Source organism: Helicobacter felis ATCC 49179 (assembly GCF_000200595.1).
In the GTDB taxonomy this organism is placed as follows: domain Bacteria; phylum Campylobacterota; class Campylobacteria; order Campylobacterales; family Helicobacteraceae; genus Helicobacter; species Helicobacter felis.
This window is the reverse complement of record NC_014810.2, coordinates 1376733-1397626: the sequence shown is the minus strand read 5'-3', so window position 1 is coordinate 1397626 and position 20894 is coordinate 1376733. Positions and strand designations below refer to the sequence as shown.

The following is a 20894-nucleotide window of genomic DNA, read 5'->3' as shown; positions in this document are numbered from 1 at the left end:
TCAATATGGCGAAAACATCAAATAAGGGTATTTTAGTTCTCATCGTGGTGGTCTTTTTAGGAATTTTGGGGTGGCTGGGCACTCTTTATTACCAAGCCTATACCCACAAAGAAGAGCGTTTACAGGGCTTTATTGAGGCTCGAGAATACAGCGTGAGTTCTAAGCTTGCCGGGCGCATTGAAAAGGTAGTGGTTAAAAAGGGGGATCGCATCAAAAAAGGCGATCTAGTCTTTAGTATTAATAGTCCTGAAGTCCAAGCCAAACTTTTACAAGCCAGTTCTAGCCACAAAGCCGCCCAAGCCCTGCGCGATGAGGTGTTAAAGGGAAGCCGCACCCAAAGCATTCAGGGTGCAAGAGATGTGTATCGGGCCGCTAAGGCACAGAGCGATCTAGCACAAGAAACTTATAGACGAGTCCAAGAACTCTATGATAAGGGCGTAGCGAGCTTGCAGAAAAGAGATGAAGCCTATGCGGCCTTTCAGAGCGCGACCTATAACAAGGAAGCCGCTTTCCAACAATACCAGCTAGCGCGCGAGGGGGCCAGCCATGAGAGCAAGGTTGCTGCTAAAGAAAAAGAACAAGCTGCACTAGGACAACTTAATGAAGTGCAGGTATTCTTGCGCGATAAAAATGCCTATAGCCCCATTGATGGAGAAGTGAGCAATGTGATTCTCTATGGGGGCGAGTTGAGCCCTAAGGGTTTTCCGGTAGTTTTAGTTACAGACACCGCGCATGCGTGGCTTAATCTCAGTGTGCCTGAAAAATATTTGAAAAAATTTAGCGTAGGCTCTGTGTTTAAAGGCTATGTTCCAGCCTTAGATCAAGAATTGCAATTTAAAGTAACTTATGTGAGCGTGATGGGAGATTTTGCAACATGGAAGAGCACGAGCGCGAGCAAGAGTTATGACATGCGCTCTTTTAGCATTGAGGCAACCCCTTTGAGCGAAATGGCGCGCTTGCGGGTGGGCATGAGCGTGTTGGTCAATCCTTAATGCCACAACTAGGCCAAGATAAATTTACGCTTGTTTTACTTTTTGGTCTGCCCTTGTGTTTGTGGGCCTTGATGGTTGGGATTTTTTATAAAGAGCTTCCTACAAAATTACCTATTGGAATTATAGACTTAGATCATAGCCATTTGAGCCTAGAGATTAAAAACGCCTTGAATGCCAATAGCCATTTGCACATTCTGCACTTTTACCCCTCTTTAAATCAAGCAAAGCAAGACCTAGCCAGTAAGGGGATCTATGCGGTGGTGGTGTTGCCCAGCGGTTTAGAGCGGCGCACCAAGTTAGGGGTAAAAACCCCTATCGCGCTTTATTACAATGCTGAGTTTGTCCTAGTGGGCAAGGCAATTTCTAGCGCGTTTCTCCAAACTCTGATGACCCTCAATGTTAAAAACGATGTGGCGATGAATTTAGCCACACAGAGTAATTTAAACACCGCTAAAGCGCTCGCTTTTCCCGTGCATACCAAAATCCACCCTCTCTATAACGAAAATAGCAATTACGCGCAATTCTTGCTCGGGGTGATTTTGCCCTGTATGTGGCAAATTTTAGCCGCTGTGGGCATGCTCAATCTGCTAGGACACGCCCAAAGTCTTAAGCAAGCTTTCAGGGCGTTATGGCTTAATACGCTGATTTTTAGCCTGTGGGGCGCGTTGATGTTAGGATTTCTAAAACCTTATTACGCACATTTAGAACTGCTTTTGAGTGGCGTGGTGCTCATGGTGCTTGGTATTTCTAGTGTGGCCCTAGTTTTGTATGCCCTGCTGGGCGATCCTATCAAAAGCGCCTCAGCGATCGCAGCTTATACTGCCCCCTCACTCGCCTTTGTGGGGGTTACCTACCCGGTGAGTAATATGAGCGTGCTAGGGGAATTTTGGGGTTCTTTATTGCCCGTGAGCTATTTTATGAAAATGCTCATCGCTCTATCTCATTACCATGATGGGCTAGTGTTGGCATGGCAAACTTTGCTCAAGATGGGCTTTTTTCTGCTGTTTTTGCCTTTGGGGCTGTGCATATGGTCTTTGAAAGAAAAGAAAAGATGCGCACACTCTTAGAAGAACTTAAAGCCATTTTCACCCACGCAGGGGTGCGTTTTATTGTGATTGTAGGACCTCTTTTTTACGCTTTCCTCTACCCCCTCCCCTATCAAAACGACATCGTAACACGCCAAAGCGTGGCGGTGGTGGACATGGACCATAGCGCCCTCTCTAGGAAGTTGATCCGCATGTTAGAGAGCGCTCCGGGGGTGTCTATCAAGGCCTTCAGCGATTCTATGCAGGAGGCTAAACAACTTTTAGAACAAGAAAAAGTGTATGGAATTGTGTTCATTCCTGCCTTCTTTGAGCGCGCGCTCTACACCTCCACCCCCGCACAGATTGAGCTCTATGCTAATGCCAACTATTTCCTCATCTATGGAGCGATCGCCAATGCTCTTGTGGATGTCAGCAACGCGCTCAGTGATGAGATCAAAACCTATAAAAGCCATTTAAGAGAGATACGCCGCGATCATAATCTCTTTGTGCTAAAAACCATCCCACTATATAACCCCTCTATAGGCTACCTCAACTACGCGATCGCCAATGTGTTTATTTTTATTTTGCACCAAACTCTGCTCATTGGGGCGAGCATGCTCACCTGCGCACAAGCGCGTTTGATGCCCAGTTTTTTAGAGGCGTTGCGTGTGGTGCTTGTGCGCGCGCTGAGTTTTAGTGCGATCTATACGGCGTTTGTGCTGCTCTACTTTGGGGTATTATTTCCTCATTATGGCATCCACATCCATGCTAACCCCTCCGCCCTGCTCGCCCTTGCGCTCTTGTTTTTGATGAGCACAGCAAGCTGTGGGGTGGTGCTGGGCACTTATCTTAAAAAAGAGGCGCATGCCACCCAAATCATTTTACTCTCCTCCCTGCCCTTAATTTTTATGGTGGGCTTCATTTGGCCCCTAGAACTCTTGCCCCCCTTTTTGCGCACATTTTTACAAATTGTGCCCGCCTACCATGGGATTTCCTCTATGGTCATGCTCAACCAATTAGGCGCGCCCTTAGAGGCAACTTTGCCCCATTTATGGTATTTAGCAGGAATCTTTTTCCTAAGCTCTCTATTAGGGGCTTGGAGACTTTCTAGGAGACAATATGCCTAGCACTCTAGCATTTAAGGAAGCCTTTCCCCACACCATCCCCATGCTCTTAGGCTTTATTCTCATGGGCGCGACCTTTGGAGTTTTGGTGCAACAAGAGGGGTATGGCTTTTGGGTGGCCATGTTTATGGGGCTTTTTGTTTATGCCGGAGCGGTGCAGTTTTTGGTGGTTGGATTACTCAGCGCGCACGCGAGCCTGCTGAGTATCTTCCTGCTAGTCGCTCTGCTCAACACGCGCCAAATCTGCTATGCGATCTCCATGCTAGAACCCTTTAGCACAACAGGCAAACGCATCTACTATTTAGCCCACACTCTTACCGATGAAACTTTCATGCTCTTGAACTTTGCCAAACCCAAGCAGAGCGCGCGCGAGGATTTTATGTTCGCTATCGCACTCCTCAATCATATTTATTGGATGGTGGGCACGGCTTTGGGGGCAGTTTTGGGCGATGGGTTTAGCCTCAATGTGGAGGGCATCTCTTTTATCGTAGTGGGGACTTTTTTAGTGATCTTTATAGAGCAATGGAAAGCCACCAAACGCCACGCCCCTGCGCTCATCGGGCTTTTAAGTGCGCTAGCTTGCTTTATCCTCTTTGGCAAAACCCATTTTCTCTTACCTACACTATTGGTTATGGTAGGTATTTTTGTGCTCTTTAGAAGGCGTTTAGAATGAGTGATTTATATCTTTGGTGCGTTTTGATCCTCACAGCCGGGACGACCTATTTCATCCGCGTGTTCCCTTTTTTGCTTTTCAATGCCAAACGTCCCGCGCCTAAGATGTTGCTCTACTTGGGGCGGGTTTTGAGCGTGGGGGTGGTGGGTATGCTCATTGTCTATAGCCTCAAAGATACGCCCTTTTCTAGCCCGCCCTATGGATTGAACGAAATGCTAGCGGTGGCTTGTTTGGTGATCTTGCACTTGAGTTTGCGCGTCTTTGTCTTGAGTGTTGTAGGGAGCACTGCGCTTTATATGTGGTTGGTGCAGAGCGCGCCCATCGCCTCTCTATTTGCCAACCATTAATGCGCCAGAATAGACAATACTTGATCTTATGGATCGTTCTTGCTATCTTCCTACATGCTAAATCCACCACTATAGAGCGCATACAAACTAATTTTAAAGAGTATCTCTTAGACTCAACGCAGAGTTTTAAGCAAAGTTACAAAGCCCTAGATGCCCTCGCCTTAACTTCGTATTCTGTCTTTAAAGAGTTGCCCAATCTCAAACAACCCAAGCAACTACAAGATACCCTCAAGGGCATTGCAGACTTGGTTAAATTATACGCCACGCCACGCAGTCCGCTCTACAAAAATCCCCAACTTAAAGGCAACATTGTACAAGCTTTAAGGGTTTTTGCCCAATATTACTCCAAAGGCGGACTAGAAAGGGGGAATTGGTGGACTTGGGAAATAGGGATTCCTAAAATCCTCAATGAAATATTGATCATGGGGGCGGATTTTATCCCCATATCCTTACAATCTACTCTCTTGCAAGCCCAAACCTATTACCAGCCTGATCCTAAATATTCCGGCTTGAGCGAGAGCGCGCGCGCGAGCAGTAATCCTAAGCCTAGATTAAGTCAGGGGGCTAATCGGGTAGATACCGCCTTTATCATCTTAATTCGAGGCGCGATTGAACAGGACCAAACGCAAATCTTAGCTGCCCTTGATGCGCTCAAGAGCGTGTTTGAAATTGTAAGTTCTGGGGATGGCTTTTATGCTGATGGTTCGTTTATCCAACACCAACATGTCCCCTCCAATGGGTCTTATGGAATCGTGTTTTTAAGAGGTTTGGCGCAATTTATGCTAGTGTTGGATAACACACCTTTTGAAGAAAATTTAATCCCCCCTAGCTTGTATACCAGTGTGTTAAAATCCTACCCCTATTTTCTCATTCAAGGCGGATTAAACCCCTCTGTGTGTGGGCGTAGCATTAGCCGCGACCATGAGAGTGATTTTAGCCGTGCTAAAGCCCTCATTGAGGCTTTGGCTATTCTCTCCAAACATGCCCCCAACCTCTATAAAACCCCCCTGCAACGCCTCATTCAAGACGCTCTTAAGGCTAACCCTATTCAAGTTAACCACACCGCTACCAATAAAATCCTAGAGCAGATCGCCCATGCTAATTTGCCCCCCTTGCCCTTAGAGCCTGTGCGCGTTTTTGGGGCGATGGATCGGGTGGTGCAAAGAGGGGCGCATGGGGGTAGTATTGTGCTTGCCATGCACTCAAATCGCATTTTAAATTATGAAACTATGAATGGGGAAAATCTTAAGGGTTTTGATACTAGCGATGGGATGACCTACATTTATGGAGATTCCAAGGCATTTGTGGATTACTGGCCTCTTGTCAACCCTACTAAATTGCCCGGTACCACAGAGTTAGCCCATCAAGAGGAAATAATTCAAAGAAGGGGCAATTTGGGGCTACAAAGCTTTGCAGGGGGTGCGGCTAATGGGCACTATGGCTTTGTAGGGCTGGATTTACAAAAGGTGGGCTTTAGAGCGCAAAAATCCTATTTGTTCTTGGGCGATGAAATGATAGCACTAGGGAGCGTGCAAAGCTCCAACCCCACGATCACACCCCTAGATAATCGCAAAATCACCCCCACAGATGAGCCATCCATCAATAACCACCCATTTAACCAAAACTCTAGTTTGGCTAAAAAAGGGGATTTTGTTAACTTTACTAACCTCACAAAAGGGTTTAATATCGGCTATGTATTATTGCAAGATGCCCAAGTGTCTATAGAGAGCGTGCCTAAAAATGGAAGTTATTTGCAGATTGGGGGCAAGAGCGCGCGCAAACTAGAAGCCTCGTTTTTGGAGATGATTTTACACAACACGCCCAAACAAAACAAATACGCTTACTTGGTTCTGCCCAATTTTAGCCCTAAGGAAGTGCAAAATTACCCTATAGCAGATATTCAAATCATTGCCCAAACCCACAAACTCCACGCCTTGCGCGTTCGATCTAAACACCTGCTTGCCATCAATAAATGGGAGAACGGATGGAGTAAAATAGGGGATTTAAAGATCAAGGACCCTCTATCGATCTTAGAAATTACAGACAATACGCATTTACAACTTAGCATCGCCGACCCCATCCAACAACTCAAAGAACCCACAAAACTTATCTTAGAGGGGCGATACAACCTAGCCCAGCCCAACCCTGCTGTGCAACTCTCTTACAAGGGCAAACACACAGAATTAACTATGCAACTCCCACCTCTTGGGGCTTCGCTTGTGCTAGATTTGGCGCGCATAGAGTAGAAAACTTGAAAAGAGAATTATCGCTAAAGATGAGGTTTTAGGAAGAATATAAAGACTGCGCGGGCTTATGGCATATTTTCTACACTATATTTGTAGCGTTGTTTTTCTAATTGTAATTGGAGTTGGCGTTTTTCTTCCTGCAATAAATCCTCTTGTCCCTTGAGTTTTTGGATAGTGCGGCTAGTGTAATAGATATTATTGGCTAGGTAAATTTTAGGGGCAAAGAGCACAATGGTTAACACAAGCCCTATGGTAACTAAAAGCAACCAAGATAAAGGAATTCCCTGAGCGCTCTCTGTAGTTTGACCAAAAAGCGCATAGCGTTCATGTTCGCTAGTGCGCAAACGGCGTTCCTCAACTTGTTGTTCACCTTCTGAAACGGATTGATGTGGCATAGCTTAACCTTGAAAATGGAAGATGCGCATTTTAGCGCTCCGGGACCTAGGATTGTCTTGTATTTCTTGCTTGCAAGGTGTGATAGGTTTTTTACTCAAGCAAACTCCGTAGGATTTTGCATATTCTTTAAAAGTGTGCTTGACCTCTCTATCTTCAAGAGAGTGGAACGAAATAATGGCTAAATGCGCATTTTGAAGTTGCTTAGAATATTCTAAAAGCGCGCGCAAATTCTGTATTTCTGCATTGACCTCCATACGGACAGCTTGAAAAACTAAAGTAGCAGGGTGGTGATGGGTGCGGCGCAGATGTTGGCTTAAAAACTCCGCAAGCTCCATCCCGCTCTGAAATAAGCATTTATGCCGCCTATTTACAATGAGATGGGCGATCTTCTTAGCCCCCCTCACCTCTCCCTTTTCTAAAACCTGTTCTAAATCATAAAGGCTATAGTGGTTGATCACTTTAAAGGCATCTAGGCTAGCTTGCGTGTCCATGCGCATGTCTAGGGTATGGGAGGCAAACCCAAAGCCTCGAGAGGGGTTATCTAGTTGCAATGAGCTTACTCCTAGATCGGCTAAAACACCATGGCAATTTTGCCAAATGCCCTCATCAATGAGCTGGGCGATCACTTCCGCATAAGTCCCGTAGCGGTAAGTAAAACGGGAGGCATGAAGGGCAAGGCGTTGTTCAGCTATAGAGCTCGCCTCCAAATCGCGATCAATGCCAATAATGCGTAAATGTGGGTAAGTTTGTAATAGGGTTAGGCTGTGTCCACCCAAACCTAGAGTGCAGTCGATCAACAGGGGATCGCGCGCTTGTGCAAGGGGCGCAAACGCTTGAATCACTTCTTGCAATAAAACGCTCTGGTGCATGTTATCCTTTAATGTGCATGGGCATAAGCCGAGTTCTGTCGTGGGTGGTTATTTATCTAGGATAGGTTTTACAACCCACCTCTTGCGAAGCGCTGCATCTAAGACTCACCATGCGCTTCTTGCTACGGATTGGGTTTACCTAGCCACGCCCAATTGCTTGGGGTGCGGTGGGCTCTTACCCCACCTTTTCACCCTTACTCTTAACGAGCGGTTTGTTTCTGTGGCACTTTCCCTTAGCTTACGCTAGCCATCCGTTAAATGGAATCCTGTCTTAGGTAGCTCGGACTTTCCTCTTTGGTTTGATCCAAAGCAACCACCGCCCATGCGAGGGCATTCTAACCAAAATTAGCTTAATTCCTTAGCAGTCTCATCGCGACCGATTTTTCCACTTTCTCTAGTCAACAAGGATTTTAGGGTTTGCTCTGCCATTCTCTTTTGCAACACGGTCAATATTGCTTTGGCAAATCCTGTAGTGCTCTCTTTGAGCCTAGAAACTTCTCCTTGAAGCTCTATAACCTTTTTTTCAAGCTGGGCGTTTTCTTGTCTGAGTTCTGTATTCTCTTTGGTCAAAGCTTCGTATTTGCTGGTCAATTTCATATTTTTGTGCTGGATTTCTTGGATATTTTCACTCAAGAGAGCTTCATTTTCTTCTTGAAGTTGCGCGTTTTGCGTTTTTAGTGTAGAAAGTTCAGCTTCTAAGACTTGTTGCTCACGGCGTATTTTATCTAAACACATTGCGCGATCTTCTAATTCACATGTCAACTGATTCCGTTCATTTTGCAATGCATCTAAATATTCTTGATATTTTGTCAACGCGTGTTGAAATGCCTCTCGTTCTTGATTTGCCTCTTCTATTTCACATTTAAGCTTTCTAATTTCTATCTGCATCCTCCCTTGCTCATTCATAGGCATTTCCTTATATGATGAAGTCAATAATAATTATAACTCACTCTCTGGCAAAATCTTGGACCAGTTTTTAATGAAGCGCAGGAAGGCAGAGGTGTTAGGAGGTTTGTCATGGACGATCACATGCCCATTCTCCACGCCCTCCCATAAAAGTTTTTGATGCAGGTGATGTTTTTCTAACACCAAATGCCAGCTCTCTTGCATCTGCTCTTGCATCAAATTCTGCAGATAACCCGCAAAGCGCTCATTTTCAAACACCACCACCGATTCAGTATTAATATTTGCAGAGCGTGCGTCTAAATTGAAACTTCCAATCCAAACCTTACTCCCATCAAAAATCAAAGTTTTGCTATGGAGCGAGTTTTTAAGTCTCCCGCGTATTTTGAATTTGAGTCCTCGCGTGGTATAAAAAGCGTATTTAGAGAGATCGCTTTTAGTCTCATAGACATTCGCCCCTGCCTTAACAAGTTTTTTAGCATACCGCTCCCAAGCTCCATAGACAACAATCGCATCGGTGGAAGCGAGCGAGTTGGTGAGGATATTGATCTCCAAACCTCTTTGAAGTTTCTCTTTAAAAATCTTTAAAAGTGTTTGTCCGGGAACTAGATAAGAGGAGGCAATATAAAGCGTGTTAGTCGTATGATTTAAAATCTCTTTTAAGGCTTGTTTAATGGGTGATGTGGGGTGATGGGCATGGATTTTGTAGGGGCTATCGGCAATAAAGGTCGCCTTGCCCTGATAAGCAATCTGTTTTTGATGTCTAAAATCTTGCATAAATTCTTTGATATGAGCCTCGTAATGTGTGTGGCGATTTGGAGGGTAGAGAATCTTTGAAAGGCGATTTTGGTAAGTTTTGGCGTATTTTTTGAGTTTAGAATGGCTGGGAAGCAGATGGGCAGGAATGGAGTTGGGAAAATTCCAATATTGTAAAAAGCTTTGCTTGGCCTGCAGGCTTACTGGGCCTAAAAAAAGCGCGTCAATGTCTAAAAAGTTTTCCTCTAAATCATTATCAAAATACACATCGGCGATGTTGCGCCCCCCAATCACTAGAGCGATATTATCCACAATAAAAAGCTTATTATGCATGCGTTTTTTAATGCGATCGTAATCGGCCAACATCTCAAAAATACGCAAACCTTTGTTGCGCACGCGGTAGGGGTTAAAGATTTTCACATCAATATTAGGATGTGTGTCCAGCATGATGATGTCTGACATGTCCGAATCTAAGCCATTATCATCAATTAAAAGCCGCACATGCACTCCTCGATTGGCAGCTCTATAGAGTTCAAACATCATCGCGCGCGAAGCGATGTCGTTTTTATAAATGTAAGTTTGAATATCAATATTGTGTGTCGCCATGCGGATCAACACAATGCGTTGCAAAAGAGCCTCATCCCCTTCTTGTAAAAGGAAGCTTAAACTCTGATCAGGGTGTTGCGCTAATTGCGCAACATAAATTTGGGCTATGGGAGTTTGTAGGGGGTTATAAGTTTCTAGTTTAGAGTATGGGTAGGGGTTTGGTTGGCGGATGATGGTACACCCGGCCAATAAAAACACCCATAAAAAAGCAAAAAGACAGAAAAAACGCAAGAGAGGAGCTTGATCCTTTAACGACTCTTGCCAACCTTCACCATGCGATTACGCAAATCAGCCAAGCTATCCTTGAGAGGGATTTCTTTAGGACAGGTGTCATGGCAACCAATCAGGCTCATGCACCCAAAAATCCCATCATCATCACCCACCAATTCGTAAAAATCCTCATCGGTGCGTTCGTCATGGGAGTCGATGAGAAAGCGCATGGCACGATTGAGCCCAGCAGCACCCAAGAAGTTTTCGCGCATTAATTTAGTCCCGCAGGCAGCAATGCAACACCCACATTCAATACAACGATCCAACTCAAACACCTCTTGAGCCTCATCGGGATCGATGCGCTCTTCAGGCTGAGTGATGTCTACTTCCTTGCGGTGGTGCGCCCAACTCTCTACCCTCTTAGTCATCTGAAAAAACCACTCGCCCGTGTTCACGCTCAAGTCTTTAATGAGAGGGAAGGAGGGCATGGGCATGAGTGTGATCACACCCTCGCTAAAGCTAGAAGTAAGAGTTTTACACGCCAAACGCGGGCGGCCATTGACCATCATCGCACAGCTCCCACAAATCCCTGCACGGCAGACAAAGTCAAAGCTCAAATCCGGATCCAAAGTTTCGCGGATAATCCCCAGCGCGATAAAAAGCGTCATAGAGGGGATTTCTTGGAGTTGATATTCTTTAAAATGAGGCTTAGACACCGCGCTTTGAGGGTCAAACTTCAGGGCTCTAATGGTGATGGTGCGGCTCATTGCTTATCTCCTAGTCTAATATTGCGGGCTTTATACTTGGGTTGCAAATCAAAAGGCATCAAGGCCTCTTGTAGGTCGTAGCGGTCTCCACCACGCGCCTTAATCTCCTCTGTGATTTTGGCGATTTGTGCATCGCGCTGTTCTTTGAGGGGATGGGGAATAAAATTACCCTTAGCCCCATAACCCCTAAAGTCAGGACTAATTTCCATTGCCATGATGTCCAAATCCTCATATTCTAAGGTGGGCAAAGTTTGCTCTGGGTTGCTCCAAGAGGCGAGTGTGCGTTTTAACCACTGCGCATCATCTCTTTTGGGGAAATCCATACGCGTATGCGCCCCACGACTCTCTGTGCGATCCAGCGCGCCCTTAGAAATACAAAGGGCGAGTTTGAGCATTTTTTGTGTGCGATACGCGTCTTCAAGCTCGGGGTTATTATGTGTTTTCTTATTTTTCACATGGATATGTAGAGAGCGTTTGTAGAGCTCTTCGAGTTCATGCACGGCCTCTTCTAGCCCTGCTCCATCTCTAAAAACTCCCACTTTTTCATCCATAATCTCACGCATGCGCTCTCGAATCACATAGACATCTTCCTTGCCCTCATTATGCAAGAGACCTTGCAAATGATCCTCTGTCTTTTTGATGAAGTTTTGGGCAATTTGGGTGCTAATTTCAATGTTGGCTTGTGCGCAGTGTTGGGCGAAGTAATCCCCAATAATCATCCCAGCGACCACTGCCTCACTTACCGAGTTGCCTCCCAAGCGGTTGAAGCCGTGTAAGTCCCAACAAGCCGCCTCGCCCGCGCAAAAGAGCCCTTTTAAATAGCTCTCACCCTTGTAATTGGTGCGCAAACCACCCATAGAATAGTGTTGCATGGGCTTAATGGGCACCCAGCCCTTAGAACCTTCATCAGCCGGATCGATGCCTGCAAAGGTTTTAGCGATGTCTTGGACATCGCGTAGGTTTTTTTCTACATGGGCACGCCCCAAAATGGAAATATCCAACCACACATGCTCGCCATAAGGAGAGGGCACGCCTTTACCACTCTTGATATGCTCTAAAATGCGCCGACTCACCACATCCCGACTGGCTAGCTCTTTTTTCTCAGGCTCATAATCGGGCATGAAGCGGTAACCATCTTTATCACGCAACACGCCTCCATCGCCCCGACAGCCCTCTGTCATCAAAATCCCGCTAGGCACAAGCGCGGTGGGGTGGAATTGCACCGCTTCCATGTTGCCTAGTTTAGCTACCCCTGTTTCTAGCGCACAGGCAATCCCCACGCCATCACAAATCACCGCATTAGTGGTGTGTTTATACACTCGCCCATAACCCCCAGTGGCTAGTAGTGTGCCCTTCGACACATAGGCACTTAGCTCTCCGGTGATGAGATCACGCACCACTGCGCCATAACACACGCCCTCATGGTGGATGAGGGTCAAAATTTCCTTACGATCTTGAATGTCCACATTGTAACGCAGGGCTTCATTGGCCACCGCATAGAGCATGGTGTGTCCGGTCGCGTCCGCAGTAAAGCATGTGCGCCATTTTTTCGTGCCCCCAAAGTCGCGGCTTTGAATATAACCATGACGATCTTCTCTTTCGGTAATGGTTACATGTTCGCCATTGATCACAGCAGGACGATCGCCCTTTTTAATGCGTGTCCAAGGCACACCCCAGCTAGCCAACTCTCTAATGGCTTTAGGCGCAGTGGTAACAAACATGCGCGCCACTTGTTGATCGCAACCCCAGTCGCTCCCCTTGACTGTATCTAGGAAGTGTAAATCCTCATTATCCCCCTCGCTCATTTTGGCATTCCCCAAACTCGCCTGCATGCCTCCTTGCGCGGCAGCGGAGTGGGAACGCCTTACAGGCACTAGAGAAAGCACAATAGTGTGCAACCCCCGCTGTTTGCACGCAATGCTGGCGCGCAAACCCGCCAATCCACCACCCACTACCAACGCATCACAATAGATAATGTTCATTCTTTTCCTTCCTTGTGCAATTGTTCATCTAGCTGAACTGCTTGTTGCATGCTCATAACACCCTGACCTTTTTGGCTAAGTCCTTTTTTGACATAAGCAGCATAAGTGAGCAAGCCCAAGACAATAAAAAACACACTCATGCTCCATTTGGCCTTGCGCAAGCCCTCAATACCCAGGTTTTTAAACCAACCCCATTTGATCGCCAAACGATACAGCCCAATAGAGCCATGCAATTCCACGGCAAAGAGCAAGAAAATATAGAGCAACCAAAAATGCTGACTCACAAAGCGATAAGAGGAGGCGTGTGGGCCAATGCTATGGGGTGCTGTGAGCATTACAAAGAGATGCACACTTGCCAAGAAAAACATCGCAAAGCCTGTGCCTACCTGCACAAACCACAAAGAGGTGTCCCCATGTTTCATCAGATGTTTATGGGTTTTAAAAATCTTGTATTGGCGGTAATTGATAGGAAACTTCCTCAAAGCCAAGAAAGCATGGGCGACTAAAATGAGAATCACCCCTGCAGCCACCGCGCTCACAATGGCCGGCTCGCCTGCTTTGATAAACAAACTGCCCTCAAAAAACTTTGTAACCGCATACATGGCGCGATCGCTAATTAAAATACTGCTCACAAAAAACATGTGGGCAATCATAAACAAGGCTAAGATCAGCCCTGTCGCGCTTTGCCAAAAATCCAACTTTGCGTAAACCCCACTTTTCTTACGCTCCGTGGTAACCCCATAGTAGCCCTCTATGATTTCCTCTTGCTGCATGCCACTCCCTTCTTATTTTCATAAAATGATAGCAAAATTATAATACTTTTTGGGTTATCTTTGCCATCTTTTGCTAAGATTATTTGAGTTTATCATTGTGGAGCGTGCCATGAAATATGTTTTAGCCAATCTTAAGTCTTATACTTTAGACCTAAGAGACTATTTAGAGACCTTAGAAAATCTGCTCAAACCCACCACAGCCCCCTATGTGAGTGTTTTCCCCCCCCTCTTAGAATTGGGCGCGATCAACACCCCCTATAAACATTTCCACTTGGGCGCACAAAACGCTTACCCCGCCCTAGAGGGTGCATTCACCGGGGAGGTTACCCTACACACTTTGCAAAAAAGGCAGATTAAGAGCATCCTGATTGGGCATAGTGAGAGGCGTTTACTCTTGAACGAAAGTCCTGCACTCTGTCAAGAGAAGTTTAACTTTTTTGCAAAACATGGTTTTCAAATCGTCTTTTGCATTGGGGAGAGCTTGGAGCAACGCCAACAAGGAGAAGACGCGCTTTTACAACATCTCTTAGCTCAGCTTCAAGGCGTGGATTTAGAATACCCTAAACTTTTGATCGCCTATGAGCCCATTTGGGCGATCGGCACAGGCGTGAGCGCTACCCCTAAGGACATTGCCCAGACCCTAGAGAGTTTGCGCGCCAAGCTCAAGCCTAATCCCCTGATTGTCTATGGGGGCAGTGTGCAGTGTGAAAATGTCGAGGAAATTTTGGATTTAAACGCGGTAGATGGAGTTTTGGTTGGTAAGGCGAGCCTAGAGGCGCACAATTTAGCTAGAATGGTAGAAATTTCTGCCACAAAGGAGTTTGCATGACTTTAAGCACGTTGTTAAAACACTACCAACTGGATATCCATTTGCCTTCTAATTTTAAGGATTTTGAAGTGGCCGGGATTGCCCCCCTAGAGGACGCTACACCCAACCACTTGAGTTATGTGGATCAAAAGTCTTATTTAAAAAAGCTCAAAGACACAAAGGCGGGCGCGATTTTCATCCGCGCCGAGCATGCGGGTAAAATCCCTGCCCATTCTTTAGCTCTCACCACTCCCAACCCTCATCTAGCCTTTGCGCGGGTTTCAGAGACTTTTAAAACCGATATGTTTGTGCGCCCTATTAGTCCTACCCCTCCTAAATTAGGCGAGGGTGTGGTGCTCATGCCCGGGGTGGTTTTGGGCGAGGGGGTAGAAGTGGGGCAGGGGAGCGTGCTCATGGCAAATGTTGTGGTGGGCGATGGAGTGAAAATTGGGGCGCATTGTAAGATTTACCCCAATGTTACTATCTATCAAAATACCCAAATAGGCAACCATGTCTACATCCACGCCAATAGTGTCATTGGAAGCGATGGCTTTGGTTATGCCCACACGCCAGAGGGCACGCATGTCAAGATCGAGCATACGGGTATTGTGCGCATCGATGACCATGTGGAAATTGGCGCGAACACGACAATTGATCGCGCGGTTTTTGGGGTTACACATATCCAAGAGGGGGTTAAAGTGGATAATTTGGTGCAGGTGGGGCATAATTGCGTGCTGGGCGCGCATTCCATCATTGTCGCGCAAGTGGGGCTCTCAGGTTCTACGACAATGGGGCGCAATGTGGTTTTAGGCGGGCAAGTGGGCACGGGGGGACACATGCATATTGGAGAATTTACCCAAATTGGGGGCAAGGGCGCAGTGGGCAAGGACTTACCCCCTCATACCAATTATGCCGGGGCGATCCCAGCGATGGAAATCCACGAATGGCATCATTTCTTAGCCACCCTACGCCGTTATGCTAAAAAGCAAAAGCCTAGTTTGATCGCTAAAGGATTGTCCAAAGTATGGAAACGCTAAAAGACACACGCAAACGCTCCATCATCGCAGCGGCTAGTGGGAACTTAGTCGAATGGTTTGATTTTTATATCTACGCTTTTAGCGCGACTTATTTTGCGCACGACTTCAGCGAGTCCTCCAATCCCATTATCCAGCAAATCCAAGTTTTTGGGATTTTTGCGGCGGGCTTTTTTATGCGTCCTTTGGGCTCTTGGCTCTTTGGATCGCTAGCTGATAAAATTGGGCGTAAAGCTTCGATGATCGCTTCTGTCATTGTCATGGCCTTAGGCTCTTTTATGATTGCTGCACTGCCTAGCAAAGAGTTAGTAGGAGATTTTGCGATCCTTTTGCTCTTGATAGCGCGCTTGATTCAGGGTTTGAGTGTGGGGGGAGAATATGGCATTGTAGCGACTTATTTAGCCGAATTATCTGCAAAGGGCAGGCGTGGGTTTTATGGCTCTTTCCAGTATGTAACTCTCATTGGCGGGCAGTTTTTAGCAGTGGCAAGCCTTAGTGTTTTGTTGAGTATTTTTAGCGTAGCGGAGGTGAGTGCTTTTGCGTGGCGTTTTCTTTTTGTTTTAGGGGGTTTGTTGGCTCTAGGATCGCTGTTAGCGCGTAAATTCATGGAGGAGAGTTCTAGTAATTTAGAAGCGCATGAGCAACGGGGCACACTCAAAGCATTGCGACCCCACTGGCGTGCCTGCGTGCTAGTAGCAGGCATCACAGCTGGAGGTTCTCTAGGCTTTTACACCATCACCACTTACGCTAAAACTTTTTTAGAAAATGCGGGGATGTCCAAGGTAGGGGTGAACAATCTCTTCTTGATTGCCCTAGCGATCTTGATGCTGATCCAACCCTTTTTTGGCTATTTGAGCGATAAAATCGGCTATAAGCGATCTATCACTCTTTACACTCTCTTAGCACTCATAGGGATTTATCCCTTATTCCAAGCGATGGCATTTTATACGAGTCATCCGGGGCTTGTCTTTATTTTAGTTTTATGCCTGTTTGTGATTTTGAGTTTTTACACTTCCATCTCTGGGATTGTTAAAGCCCAACTTTTCCCCCAACATGTGCGCGCGCTGGGCACAGGTCTTAGCTTTGCAATCGCTAATGCCATTTTCGGAGGTAGCACGCCCTATGTCGCCTTGAAGTTCAAAAGCGCACATATTGAGAATGGGTTTTTTATCTATGTGGCTGTGATCATGGGGCTTGCGCTCGTGTGCGCCCTGTGTTTGCCTAAAGATAAAGATTTAGGATTTTAGGCGTTTGATTTTAGCCCCTAAGGCATGCATTTTACCCTCCAAGTTTTCATAACCGCGATCAAGATGGTAAATGCGGTGGATACGGGTTTTACCCTTAGCCACTAGGGCTGCCAAGACTAAGGCTGAAGAGGCTCTTAAATCAGTAGCCATCACATCTGCCCCCACGAGCGCGCTCTCTCCTTTAATGCGCGCTAGCGCGCCTTTGAGCGCAATATGCGCCCCCATGCGTTGCAATTCACAGACATGCATAAAGCGGTTTTCAAAAAGGCGTTCTTCAATCAGGCTTTCCCCCTCACATTGTGTGGCCAAAGCCATAAATTGGGCTTGCAAATCCGTGGGAAATCCCGGATATTCCGCTGTATTGATCTCAAAAGAGGTCCGTTTAGAGGCGGGTTTTAAAGAGATCGCATGCCCTAGAGAATCCATCTCTTCAAAAGTTACATAAAAGCCAATTTCACTTAACTTTGCTAACACCATTTCTAAGTGATGGGCGTTGGCATGGATACAAGTTAAGGGGGAATTTGTGATCGCAGCCGCGCATAAATAAGTCCCGCATTCAATGCGATCAGGAATGATGTTAAGAGGTTTGAAATTTAGGGTTTCTCCATCCGTTCCTCTGATATTGAGTTCGGCACTTCCAACCCCATCTATCTCCACCCCCGCTGCTTGCAAAAACTCGCAGAGTTGCACCACTTCGGGTTCTCTAGCCGCATTGATGATTCTGCTCTCTCCACGAGCCAAGCTTGCTGCCATCAAGATATTTTCCGTGCCTGTAACACTGATCTTGTCAAAAACAAGATCGCAACCCTTAAGTCCTTTTTTAGCTTTGGCCACGATATAGCCTTGATCGATGTGTATTTGTGCCCCCATCTTTTCTAGGGCTTTGAGGTGTAAATCCACAGGGCGCGCGCCAATGGCACAACCTCCGGGCAAACTCACTTTGCAACGCCCTAAGCGCGCCAAAAGAGGCCCTAATACCAAGATAGAGGCGCGCATTTTACGCACAATCTCATAGGGCGCGTCCATGTGGGTGATTTGGCTCGCGTCTAAATGAATTTCATGAGGGTTTTGCCACTCAAGTTGCACGCCCAAATGTGTTAAAAGAGTAGCCATAGCCTGCACATCAGCGACAGCGGGCAGATTAGAGATGTGTGCCGCATGCCCTAAAAGCGTGCAAGCCAAAATGGGCAAGGCAGCGTTTTTAGCTCCTGAGATGGGGATCTGTCCCTTTAAACTCTGCTGACCCTTAATCTCTAAATAATCCATGATAACCCTTAATCTTTTTTCTTATGTTTGAGGGCTAGGCCTACCGTATTTGCAATATTTTTTTGCAATTTTGGATTGTCTCCCTCAAGATCATGCCCGAATTTGATCGTCGAATCGATGTCTATATATTCACTTTCAGCAATCTCTTCTATAAGACTTAGCCAGTCTCCCTCTTTGGCATTTTTAGGCAGAATAGAATAATGCTGGGTGAAAGTCTGAAAGAGGGTGTCAAAATCCTCCTGTGTCTGTAGATTTTTGACCCTATCGCTGAGTTCCCTAATGGAAGGTATTTGAGCGCGAGGAGCAGGAGGTTGAAAATAAGTGTAGATAAGCCCGATGATAAAAATAGGAAAAGCTAAGAAAAAACCCACGCTCCAATAGATCGCATAAAACCAAATATCGCCCATCAATCCCTCATAAGTTGATAAAAATCGTTGGTGGCTTGTATGAATCCATCCATACTGCCACAATCATAGCGTTTACCTTGAAATTTATAAGCCAAAACTTGTTTATGCTGGGCCTGTTCTAAGAGCGCGTCTGTGATTTGAATCTCTTGATTTTTCCCCGGTTTGGTGTGTTTGAGCACGCTAAAAATATCAGGTGTGAGGATATAACGCCCAATGATGGCCAAATTACTAGGGGCTTGCTCTGGCTTGGGTTTTTCCACCATATCGATGACTTGATAAACTCCATTGGCAATTTCTTGCCCCTTGATCACACCATATTTGTGCACTTCCTCCATGGGCACTTCCTCGATAGCCACAATGCAACATTGATACTTGCCATAGAGCTCCACCATCTGTTTAAGCACGCCCGGGCCTTGATTAAGGCAAAGATCGTCAGCCAAAACTACACAGAAAGGTTCATTGCCAATGAGAGTTTGAGCGGTGTAGATGGCATGCCCTAAACCCTTCATTTCATTTTGACGGGTATAGGAAAAACTGCAGGTTTGCATAATGGCGCGGATACTCTCAAGGTATTGTTCTTTATTTGTGCCGCTAATTTGATGTTCTAGCTCATAACTAATATCAAAATGATCCTCAATGGCGCGCTTGCCCCTTCCTGTAACAATAGCCATGGCTTGACACCCTGCCTCTATCGCCTCCTCAACACCATATTGAATTAAGGGTTTATTGACAATGGGCAACATCTCCTTTGGCATCGCTTTTGTGGCCGGCAGGAAGCGCGTTCCATAACCTGCCGCAGGGAAGAGGCATTTTTTAATCATTTTTATCTCCTTGTTTGCAATGTGGCATTAAAAAAACTATCAATATCAAAAGGCTGAGTCTTAGAACCTAAAATCCACTGGTAAAGAATGTAATTCGCCATAACTTTTTGCCCATAAAGACGGGTTTCTTCATAGGGAATGCGCTCCATGCTCAACCAAGGTTCAAGGTGTCCGCGCCTAAAAAAATGTCGTTCATACAAAAGACGCCTAAAGAATCCGGGACCAGCGTTGTAACAATAGGCGATAAAAAGAGGGTGTTTAAATTCCTGTTTGAGAAAATTAAGGTAGTGATTGCCAAAAGGAAGGGCAATTTTTGGGTTAAACATGTCTGTCAATTTAGTAGGTCCTACTCCCATTTGTTGGGCAAAATGATCCACATTGAAAGGCATGATCTGCATTAACCCCAAAGCATAAGAGCGCGAAATGAGTGCGGGTAATAACAAGCTTTCTTGGCGCGCGATAGCATAAGCCAACGATCTTTCTTGTAAAGAGCTCCATGAAATGATATTTTCATAAGGGGTTAAAAAATAATATTGATTGCTATGTGAACGGCTGAGAAAATAAGCTAGATGTGGGAGAGTTGCTGGGGTTTTAAGACTCTCTAATCTTTGGCGCAGTTTGTCTTTGTTTTTGAGCGCGAGGGTTTTATCCCTAAAAATTTGCCAAGCGAAGGGATCTGTAATGTCAAAAGGGGGGGTTTTGTGAGAAATGGGCAAGGAAGTAACCAGTCTATAGTCTAGTTTTTTCTTAAGACTAAGCCGTGCATACAGACTAAAAAGATTGGGATCAGGGCTTTGGCTTAGGGTTTCAAGAGTAGCTTTATCCTGACTGACCAAGTATTGCCAAAAAAGGGCTTTGTCTCTGAGAAAAACACTAGAAGCCTGATAGGCAGCGCGTTTAAAATAATCAAGGGCTTTTTCGTATTTTTTATGCATCACGGCGTTTAGTCCGAGCGCAAAAAAAGTTTTATCATCGCTATTGACAATGTTGGCCCGTGCCAAAGACTTCTTGAAGTGCAAAAAACGGCTATCATAAATGATGCGTTGGATGATTTGATTGAGAGTGGAATTATTTTGATTGAGGGATTTTTCTAAGAGTTTTGGATTGATATGGTGATCTAGAAGTTGGAGGCGTTGTTCATAGGGGAGGGCTTTGTAAATGAAGGCTAAGGTTGAGGCCGTGGTGCTAAAGAGTGCTTTGGGGAGGTCATGGCTGAGTAAAATCCCTATAGAAGTGCTAAGTTTGGCATGTTCTTTGGTGAGTTTGGCGCGCATGGTTTCTAAGAGGGCTCGCTTAGAATGATGTTTGGCCGCTTCAAAGATTCTAGTTATCTTGAGACCTAGGGCAATACAAGAAGCGTCCCTAAGGGCGAGTTCTTTTAAGGGAAGGTGTGTGCAGAGATCAGTTGGGCCTAGAGGGAGCGCTTTTTTAGCGCGCATGGCCTCTTGAATCGCCGTGTTATTGTACCGCACGAGCGGGTAAACAGCTTTAGCATCTTGAGTGGTGGTTTTAGGGTCTTTGAGAAAAAGCCAGATATAAAAATCCCGCGCGATGCCCGGGGGCTTACTTTTAAGAAAAGCCAAATTGATCTCTTGTGCTCCTAGAGCACACACCAAACCCAATAAACATAAAAGACGCACTA

At 45.8% G+C, this 20894-nt stretch carries 20 protein-coding genes and 1 other RNA gene; 9 read left to right on the top strand and 12 right to left on the bottom strand.

The window, feature by feature from the left end; translation table 11 throughout:
- Positions 1-5 precede the first annotated feature (5 nt).
- Genes HFELIS_RS07090 through HFELIS_RS07065 form a run of 6 tightly spaced genes read left to right on the top strand, consistent with a single transcriptional unit; the run spans position 6 to position 6407 of the window.
- Positions 6-992: an HlyD family secretion protein gene (locus HFELIS_RS07090; RefSeq protein ID WP_013469866.1), complete on the top strand. Its 987-nt coding sequence runs from the start codon at positions 6-8 to the stop codon at positions 990-992.
- Positions 992-2059: an ABC transporter permease gene (locus tag HFELIS_RS07085; RefSeq protein WP_013469865.1), complete on the top strand. Its 1068-nt coding sequence runs from the start codon at positions 992-994 to the stop codon at positions 2057-2059. The genes HFELIS_RS07090 and HFELIS_RS07085 overlap by 1 nt, the downstream gene beginning before the upstream one ends.
- Entirely contained in the window at positions 1960-3144 is a 1185-nt protein-coding gene (locus HFELIS_RS07080; protein ID WP_231844164.1) for an ABC transporter permease, read from the top strand. The genes HFELIS_RS07085 and HFELIS_RS07080 overlap by 100 nt, the downstream gene beginning before the upstream one ends.
- Entirely contained in the window at positions 3137-3814 is a 678-nt protein-coding gene (locus HFELIS_RS07075) for an AzlC family ABC transporter permease (protein WP_013469863.1), read from the top strand. The genes HFELIS_RS07080 and HFELIS_RS07075 overlap by 8 nt, the downstream gene beginning before the upstream one ends.
- On the top strand, positions 3811-4161 hold the full coding sequence (locus HFELIS_RS07070) for a branched-chain amino acid transporter permease (RefSeq protein ID WP_013469862.1): 351 nt from the start codon (positions 3811-3813) through the stop codon (positions 4159-4161). The genes HFELIS_RS07075 and HFELIS_RS07070 overlap by 4 nt, the downstream gene beginning before the upstream one ends.
- 20 nt (positions 4162-4181) lie before the next feature.
- Entirely contained in the window at positions 4182-6407 is a 2226-nt protein-coding gene (locus tag HFELIS_RS07065; protein WP_231844163.1) for a polysaccharide lyase family 8 super-sandwich domain-containing protein, read from the top strand.
- 65 nt (positions 6408-6472) lie between these two features.
- On the opposite strand, the gene HFELIS_RS07060 is transcribed toward HFELIS_RS07065, so the two are convergent.
- The 8 genes from HFELIS_RS07060 to HFELIS_RS07030 all read right to left on the bottom strand — a co-directional run bounded on the left by HFELIS_RS07060 (position 6473) and on the right by HFELIS_RS07030 (position 13669).
- The gene (locus HFELIS_RS07060; RefSeq protein WP_013469860.1) at positions 6473-6802 is read right to left on the bottom strand and encodes a hypothetical protein; all 330 of its coding nucleotides are present in this window, start codon (positions 6800-6802) and stop codon (positions 6473-6475) included.
- A gap of 3 nt (positions 6803-6805) precedes the next feature.
- Positions 6806-7672, bottom strand: coding sequence for a 16S rRNA (cytosine(1402)-N(4))-methyltransferase RsmH (gene rsmH, locus HFELIS_RS07055; RefSeq protein ID WP_013469859.1), 867 nt, complete (start codon positions 7670-7672; stop codon positions 6806-6808).
- A gap of 9 nt (positions 7673-7681) precedes the next feature.
- Positions 7682-8000, bottom strand: an RNA gene (gene rnpB, locus HFELIS_RS08665) — RNase P RNA component class A.
- Positions 8001-8017: 17 nt separating this feature from the next.
- A complete protein-coding gene (locus HFELIS_RS07050; protein WP_013469858.1) occupies positions 8018-8578 on the bottom strand; it encodes a hypothetical protein in 561 nt (186 codons plus the stop codon).
- A 33-nt stretch (positions 8579-8611) separates the two neighbouring features.
- Positions 8612-10168: a phospholipase D family protein gene (locus HFELIS_RS07045; protein WP_013469857.1), complete on the bottom strand. Its 1557-nt coding sequence runs from the start codon at positions 10166-10168 to the stop codon at positions 8612-8614.
- 17 nt (positions 10169-10185) lie between these two features.
- Entirely contained in the window at positions 10186-10914 is a 729-nt protein-coding gene (locus HFELIS_RS07040) for a fumarate reductase iron-sulfur subunit (protein ID WP_013469856.1), read from the bottom strand.
- Positions 10911-12896: a fumarate reductase flavoprotein subunit gene (locus tag HFELIS_RS07035; RefSeq protein ID WP_013469855.1), complete on the bottom strand. Its 1986-nt coding sequence runs from the start codon at positions 12894-12896 to the stop codon at positions 10911-10913. The genes HFELIS_RS07040 and HFELIS_RS07035 overlap by 4 nt, the downstream gene beginning before the upstream one ends.
- The gene (locus HFELIS_RS07030; RefSeq protein ID WP_013469854.1) at positions 12893-13669 is read right to left on the bottom strand and encodes a fumarate reductase cytochrome b subunit; all 777 of its coding nucleotides are present in this window, start codon (positions 13667-13669) and stop codon (positions 12893-12895) included. The genes HFELIS_RS07035 and HFELIS_RS07030 overlap by 4 nt, the downstream gene beginning before the upstream one ends.
- Positions 13670-13778: 109 nt before the next feature.
- On the opposite strand from HFELIS_RS07030, the gene HFELIS_RS07025 reads away from it, so the two are divergent.
- Genes HFELIS_RS07025 through HFELIS_RS07015 form a run of 3 tightly spaced genes read left to right on the top strand, consistent with a single transcriptional unit; the run spans position 13779 to position 16758 of the window.
- Complete coding sequence (locus HFELIS_RS07025) at positions 13779-14498, top strand: triose-phosphate isomerase (RefSeq protein ID WP_013469853.1); 720 nt, start codon at positions 13779-13781, stop codon at positions 14496-14498.
- A complete protein-coding gene (lpxD, locus tag HFELIS_RS07020; protein WP_013469852.1) occupies positions 14495-15514 on the top strand; it encodes a UDP-3-O-(3-hydroxymyristoyl)glucosamine N-acyltransferase in 1020 nt (339 codons plus the stop codon). The genes HFELIS_RS07025 and lpxD overlap by 4 nt, the downstream gene beginning before the upstream one ends.
- The gene (locus HFELIS_RS07015; protein ID WP_013469851.1) at positions 15502-16758 is read left to right on the top strand and encodes an MFS transporter; all 1257 of its coding nucleotides are present in this window, start codon (positions 15502-15504) and stop codon (positions 16756-16758) included. Before lpxD ends, HFELIS_RS07015 begins: the two co-directional genes overlap by 13 nt.
- Here HFELIS_RS07015 and murA read toward each other — a convergent pair.
- From murA to HFELIS_RS06995, 4 genes are read right to left on the bottom strand one after another with little or no spacing between them, the layout of a single operon-like run.
- On the bottom strand, positions 16747-18024 hold the full coding sequence (gene murA / locus HFELIS_RS07010; RefSeq protein WP_013469850.1) for a UDP-N-acetylglucosamine 1-carboxyvinyltransferase: 1278 nt from the start codon (positions 18022-18024) through the stop codon (positions 16747-16749). The genes HFELIS_RS07015 and murA overlap by 12 nt on opposite strands.
- An 8-nt stretch (positions 18025-18032) precedes the next feature.
- Complete coding sequence (locus tag HFELIS_RS07005) at positions 18033-18431, bottom strand: hypothetical protein (protein WP_013469849.1); 399 nt, start codon at positions 18429-18431, stop codon at positions 18033-18035.
- Positions 18431-19252, bottom strand: a complete 822-nt coding sequence (gene galU / locus HFELIS_RS07000; RefSeq protein ID WP_013469848.1) for a UTP--glucose-1-phosphate uridylyltransferase GalU — start codon at positions 19250-19252, stop codon at positions 18431-18433. Before galU ends, HFELIS_RS07005 begins: the two co-directional genes overlap by 1 nt.
- A 2-nt stretch (positions 19253-19254) precedes the next feature.
- Entirely contained in the window at positions 19255-20892 is a 1638-nt protein-coding gene (locus HFELIS_RS06995) for a lytic transglycosylase domain-containing protein (protein ID WP_013469847.1), read from the bottom strand.
- Between the last annotated feature and the right edge of the window lie 2 nt (positions 20893-20894).